This window comes from Bradyrhizobium sp. Ses1, from assembly GCF_059512365.1.
In genome coordinates, this window is sequence record NZ_JCAMOQ010000171.1 from 1 (window position 1) to 1327 (window position 1327).

Here is a 1327-nt window from a genome sequence, read left to right on the forward strand (position 1 = left end):
GGCTTCCTCGTTGCGAGATGCCAAGCAACGCATCCGTCCGCTGTTTACGCAGGAGCGGGTCGCGGCCTCGGCGTGGCAGTGTCTCGACGGACTGTTGGGTAACGAGCCGCGCAAGACGGGTTGGATGCGGGCGGAGGCGGCTGGCGATCCAGGCCCGTGGCGCCAGCAGGCGATTCTGGGCCGAGGGCATTGGGATGCCGACGCGCTGCGCGACATTGTGCGTGAGTACGCACTGGAGACGCTTGGCGATGAGGACGCGGTCCTGGTCATCGATGAGACCGGCTTTTTGAAACAGGGCAAGGCCTCGTGCGGGGTCGCACGCCAGTCCACTGGCTCGGCGGGCAAGATCACCAATTGCCAGATCGGAGTGTTCGCCTCCTATGTGTCACGGCATGGCCATGCCTTCATCGACCGGGCGCTCTACCTGCCAAAAGAATGGACGGACGACTCCGCTCGCCTGAAGGCAGCGCATGTACCGAGCGATGTGAGCTTTGCGACGAAACCCAAGATCGCGCGTCAGATGATCACTCGCGCGACCACGGCCAACGTGCCGTTTCTGGTTCGTGGCGGCGGACAGCGTGTATGGCACTGGAGAGATCGAAACCCTGCTGCGCAAGGCGGGCAAAGGCTATGTCCTGGGTGTTGCGTCCAATCATGTGTTCCGCTCCTGGGGCAAGCAGCGGCCTGTCGCCGGCACCGCCGCCGCGATCGCGCGGAGCCTTCCCAAAAAGGCCTGGCGCCGCCTGTCGTCCGGCGGAGGGACCAAAGGTCCGCGCTGGCACGACTGGGCCTATCTCGAGCTGGCCGATCTCGAAGCCAGTGAATACAACGACGACCTTGCCGGGGAATGGACGCGGGGTCTTCTGATCCGCCGCAACATCGCCGACGACAGCTTGGCCTTTTTCTCCACATGGTGCCCCAAGGGCACCTCCATGCAGAAGCTGGTATCGGTGGAAGGCCATCGCTGGGCCATCGAGGACAGCTTCGAAACCGCCAAGAACGAGCTCGGCCTTGATCACAACGAAACCCGCTCCTGGCATGGCTGGCATCGCCATGTCTCACTCGTCATGCTTGCCTTCGCCATGATGGCCGTCATCCGTCATCGGGCCAACACCGGGCCCTTGCTCAAAAAAACGCGACCGCGGCCGCGACCGACGCATCGTTCTTGATCCGCTGATCGATCCAGGAAATCCGCCGCATCGCCATGAAGCTCGCCCAGCGGCGCATCCCGCACGCCCGCGTCCTCGCATGGTCGTTCTGGCGCAGGGCTCATCAGGCAACTGCGCGCAAAGCCCATCTCAAGAAAAAATTACAACTGTAATGCTAG

At 63.1% G+C, this 1327-nt stretch carries 1 pseudogene; it reads left to right on the top strand.

The window, feature by feature from the left end:
* Positions 1–1169, top strand: a pseudogene (locus AC5ZG5_RS46180) (IS701 family transposase); the annotation flags it as partial.
* Positions 1170–1327 lie beyond the last annotated feature (158 nt).